General features: G+C 73.1%; 3 protein-coding genes. All 3 read left to right on the top strand.

Going from position 1 to position 4,967, the window contains the following annotated elements:
- Positions 1-196: 196 nt before the first annotated feature.
- The 3 genes from AB0469_RS22335 (at position 197) to AB0469_RS22325 (ending at position 4,563) form a co-directional block, all read left to right on the top strand.
- Positions 197-3,589, top strand: coding sequence for a hypothetical protein (locus tag AB0469_RS22335; protein WP_366453162.1), 3,393 nt, complete (start codon positions 197-199; stop codon positions 3,587-3,589).
- A gap of 180 nt (positions 3,590-3,769) precedes the next feature.
- On the top strand, positions 3,770-4,075 hold the full coding sequence (locus tag AB0469_RS22330; protein ID WP_366453161.1) for a hypothetical protein: 306 nt from the start codon (positions 3,770-3,772) through the stop codon (positions 4,073-4,075).
- 332 nt (positions 4,076-4,407) lie between these two features.
- The gene (locus AB0469_RS22325) at positions 4,408-4,563 is read left to right on the top strand and encodes a hypothetical protein (protein WP_366453159.1); all 156 of its coding nucleotides are present in this window, start codon (positions 4,408-4,410) and stop codon (positions 4,561-4,563) included.
- Positions 4,564-4,967: the final 404 nt, after the last annotated feature.

Raw genomic sequence — 4,967 nt, 5'->3', positions numbered from 1 at the left:
TGTTCACCGGCCTGGCCGACGCCGCCGGGCACATCCAGCCCTTCACCTCCAGCGCTGCCGTCCCCGCCGCCGCGGGCTGGGACTGGAACGCCATCGAGCTGCCGTAACGCCCCACCGACCCGTATGCGCCGAGAGCACTGCCTTGCCTCGGCCAAGGACCACGCCCGCCCTCGGGCGTCAACAGTGAAGGGCCGTTTTGGACACCACGTACTGGAGCCGGCGCCGCGTTCTCGGTGCCGTTGCCGCCACCACGGTTGCCGTCACCGCATCGAGCCTCGTCCTCAACCCCATTGCCGCACTGGCCGCCGTTCCACCGCCGGACGGCGGCGACGGCGACCCGTTCCGGCTTCCCGACACCGACCGCGCCAAGGTCGTCAAGGCCTGGCTGCTGGGCGGCAAGGCCGTCCGGGCCGCTGCTGCCGCCGCACTGACCGGCACCGACGCCGACGTCCAGAGCTTCCTGGCCACGAAACTGGCCTCGGAGACCGCCGAGGACAACCGCGTCGCGATCATCAGCTCCCTCGCCGGCGGCGGCAAGGGCAGCAGGCGCGAAGCCACCACCGCGATCAACGGCGGCGACTCCGCCATCGCCGCCTACCTCGCCGGCGGCTTCAAGGGCGCCATCATGGAAGACCTGCGCGTGGCCACGACCACGGTCATGGCCGTGGGCGGCAAGGCCGTCAACCGCGTGGGCAACACCGCCCTGAACGACGGTTCGCAGGCGGCGCTCGAGACGTTCCTCCTGGACGGCCAGTACACGGCCCGCCTGGAGGACATGCGGGTCGAGGTCTCCAAGCTCTCCTTCCAGTCGGGCCCGGAGGTGCAGAAGTACGCGACCCGGGCGCTCTCGGGCAGCGCCCGGGACGTCGAGTGGTTCCTGGAGATCGGCCAGCACATCGCGCGGGCCCGTGACCAGGAGGCCATGAAGATCCAGGAACTGGTCGCGGTCGTCCAGCGCGAGGGCAAGAAGGCCGACGCGATGACCAAGCAGGCCGAGGAGGCCTCGGCCCGTGCCGTCGAGGCCGCCGCCAAGGCCAAGGAAGCCGCGGAAAAGGCTGCCGCTGAGGCCCAGGCCGCGCAGGCGGACGTGGCCAAGTCGGGCAGGGCGGCCCGCAAGGCCAGCGAGGCCGCAAGCGGCGCCGCCGATGCGGCCCGTGTCGCCACCGTTGCCTCCCACGCCGCCATCCAGGCCTCGCGCCGGGCCGCCTACGCCGCCACCGCCGCCAGCCAGGCCGCCGCCAACGCCGGCTCCGCCGCCGCACAGGCCTACAACGCCGCCATCGCCGCGTCCAAGGACGCCTCCCAGGCACAGGCAGCCAAGGACGCCGCCCTGGTCGCCCGCAACGCCGCAGCCCAGGCGCGCAGCGCGGCCGCCGCCGCCGACAGCGCGGCCACCGCCTCCGCCCAGGCCGCCAACGCCGGCAGCGCGGCCGCCTCTGCGGCCCGCAACGCCGCGTCCGCCGCCAGCGCCTCGGCCGCCGCCGCCGAAGCCGCAGGCGCCGCGCAGGCCGAAGCCGCCGAAGCCAAGCGCCAGGCGCAGATCGCCAGCACCAACGCCACCATCGCCACCAACGCGGCCGGGACCGCCCAGACCTTGGCCAACTCGGCCGCAGCCGCAGCCCGTACCGCCCGGGACGCGGCCAACAGCGCCGCCGGCCACGCGGACAACGCCGCCGCGGCGGCGGAGTGGGCGGCGCAGTATGCAGGCCAGGCCGTGGAGTACGCCAAGAAGTCCACGGACTTCGCCAACGAGGCCACCAAGGCCGCGAACACCGCCACCGAAGCGGTCGCCAAGGCCGTCGAGGTGGAGAAGGCCGCCCGAGAGGCGGAGTGGCAGCGCCTCGACCAGGACACCCAGCGGGCGATCCAGGAGGTCCGCCTGCTCGCCCAGATCGAGCAGAACGAGCGGGCCGCCTACGCCGAGAAGCGCACCCAGGCCGAGCAGGCCGCCCAGGCCACCAAGGACCTCATCGCCCAGGCCGAAACCGCCCTGAAGGCCGGCAACACCGCCCAGGCGTCAGGACTCGGACGCAAGGCCGCCGTCGCCGTCATGAGCGGCTCCCACGGCACCTGGTCCCACGAGGCCGCCCGGTTCGCCCTGTCCGGCGCCGACTCCGACATCCACGTCTGGATCGACACCGACCGGCAGCTCGCCCAGCGGCAGGACGACCGGGAGACCAGCCTCTACCTCGCCCGCACCCTGCCGCCGGACATCGGCTACGCCGCAGCCAGGGCCCTGGAGAGCAGCGACCCCGACGCCGCCGGCAAGTTCCTCGACGGCGGGCTCGTCCAGGCCTCCGCGATGGAAGCCCGCGTCGCGGTCACCCGCGCACTGGCCGCCAACCCGGGCAAGGCCGTCACCAAGGCGGCCAACGACGCACTCAACGCCGGCACCACAGAGGCCCTGTACCAGTTCCTCACCGTCACCGGCGAGGCGGCCCAGCGCGAGGACGACGCCGTCGCCACCGCCGCCCTGCTCTCCTCGGACAAGGCCGGCCCCTACACCAGGGCGCACGCCCAGGCGGCGATGGAGGGACCGACGTGGATGCGCCGCAACTTCATCGGCGCGGTGCAGTACAAGACGGCGCAGCTCGACGCCGACTCGGCCAGCCACATCGCCGCCATGCAGGGAGCCATCGCGGCAGCGGCGAAGATCGCGCAGAAGGCCCAGGAGGACGCCGCACGCGCCCAGCAGGCGGCGGCCGTCGCCCGCAACGCGGCAGCGGAAGCCGTCCAGTGGGCGAACAAGGCCAAGGACTGGGCCGCGCAGGCCGCCACGTCCGCCCAGCAGGCGAAGACGAACGCCGACGCGGCCGACCAGTCCGCCAAGGACGCGCAGGCCGCCGCCGACCGGGCGAGCCAGGCAGCGGCAACCGCCCGTACCGCCGCCCGCTCGGCGAACTACTCGGCCAACCGCGCCTTCGACTCGGCACGCAGCGCGGCCGCGTCGGCCAACGCGGCCCAGGCTTCCGCTGCTTCCGCCCACGCGTCGGCCACCCAGGCCGGCCAGGACGCGCAGACGGCGGCCCAGGCCGCGAGCCAGGCCCACCAGATCGCCGCCGACAAGCGCGCGCAGGAGGTGGCGGCGGCGGCCCGGCAGGCGGCGGCGGACGCCCAGGCGGCCAAGGACGCTGGCAAGTCCCCAGCCGACACACCCGACAACGACACCGTCCAGGGCGGCGGCGGCACCCCCTGGTACAAGGACGTCAAGTGGTGGGCCAACGCCACGAGCTGGCTCAGCACCGGCCTCGGATACGCCAGCGCCCTGGCAGGTCTGGGGGGCCTGCTGTTCCCGCCGGCCGCGATCGTCCTGGAGCCGTTGGCCTTCGGACTTGGCATCGCCTCCATGGCGGTGTCCGGCGTCAGCACGATTCTCACAGGAATCGGCTACGGCTGGAACAGCAGCGAGTTCTGGGCCTCCGCGGGCAGCACCGCCCTCGGCGTCCTGACCTTCGGCCAGTCCCAGTGGATCGGCTCGCTGTCGAAGGTCGGCGGGAAGGTCGTGGCCCCCGTCGCCACGAAGATCACGCAATTCGGCCACGACCTGATCTCGCCAGTCACCTCCACCCTGTCCTCGCTCTTCGGCTGACGGGCCGGACGGTGACGGCGGCCTGAGACGCGGTCGGGCCAGGGGACGACGTACGCTGTCAGCCCCTGGCCCGACCCGAAGGGACCCCACATCCTCACCCGTATCCCCCTCGGCTGGCTGGTGGCCATGGCCGTGTTCGCCACCTGCGTCCTGTGTGCCGGTGTACACCGCTGCCTCGGGATGCGCAGACCGACCGCCGTCGCGGCCGGTCTTTCCGTCGTGTTCCTGCTGGTGATGACGGCGCTGGGGGCGCTGGGCGCCGTACCGTGGAACGCCCGGCAGATGATGGTCATGTACTCCTTCACCTGGGTCGGCTTCACCATCGGAGCGATCCCGTCGGGCAGGATTCTGCGCGACCACCTGCGGTCCGGCGCAGAGCACCCGGCACCCCAGGCCGGCGGCCGCGTGGTCCCGGTCCGCCATGTGGTCTTCATGTGCGTGACCGTCTCCGTCATGCTTCTTCTGGCCTACGTCCTCGCCAGCTGACCGGGCGGCCGGGCTGCAGGGCCCGTCGTAATGAGTACGGGCTGCAGCGGCACACGGCAGCATGTACCCCGCCGGTGCCGTGGCCCGCCGTCTCCCGGTCACGCCCGGTCCCGCTCCGGGGCCCGGGCCTGTGGGCGGTGCCGCTGCGCAGGGCCCGGGTTGACGTTCGCCTGGCCTGCCCCGGCCGACTGAAGCCCCCCTCGCAGTCGCAGGCCGGTGGGGGTGCTGGCCTGCTTGTGCCGGTGCCGGGGGGCTGGGAATCGCCGGTTGTCCGGCGGTCCGGGTGGGGAGGCTGGCGGGGCAAGCGGTATACGGAAGACAAGGAACACATCATGGCTGACGAGGAAGAGTCCGCGGCCGAGGTCGAGGCTGTGGCCGAGCGGGCCCCGGCGAAGACGCCGGCCCCTCAGGCAGGCACTCAGAGGCTTGAGGTGAAGCACATCAGCAACCAGGTCATCACCCACACGATCGTCAAGCCCCTGCACTGAGCCCGCAGGCGGCCTGCTCCGCCCGCAGAGGGCCGCGCCAGCTGCGCCGGGCGGGCGGATGCACGACCGGGAGTGGCCCTGCGCTGCGAACAGGTCGCGGCCGCCGCGGCGGAGGAAGGCCTCCCGCCCAGCCGCCACCGCTGCGGCTCAGGCAGGTCCGAGGGGTCGCGCAACCAGCGGCGCGCCGCGTCGTTCCGCGCCCAGCGGGCTTGAGCGGTCATCGACCCGCAGGGCGCGGGTGACCAGGGGCATGCCTCGTGCGCCTTCGATCAATCAACTGCAGTTCAGCCGGCCTGTATGGAGATCCTTCTAGGCCCTGTATTGAGTCGTGATCGGTTTGCGGGATCTGCCCTCGCTGCGAGGGCAGATCCGGTAGTCCGGTACTCATGACGCGTGCGCAACTG

Source organism: Streptomyces sp. NPDC093801, assembly GCF_040701585.1.
Lineage (GTDB): Bacteria > Actinomycetota > Actinomycetes > Streptomycetales > Streptomycetaceae > Streptomyces.
Note: the sequence above shows the minus strand (reverse complement) of the source record. Positions and strands in the feature narration are given on the sequence as shown.

Coding starts and splice junctions, on each gene's coding strand:
- AB0469_RS22330 (WP_366453161.1), top strand. CDS start 3,770: ATGCGCAGACCGACCGCCGTCGCGGCCGGTCTTTCCGTCGTGTTCCTG.
- AB0469_RS22325 (WP_366453159.1), top strand. CDS start 4,408: ATGGCTGACGAGGAAGAGTCCGCGGCCGAGGTCGAGGCTGTGGCCGAG.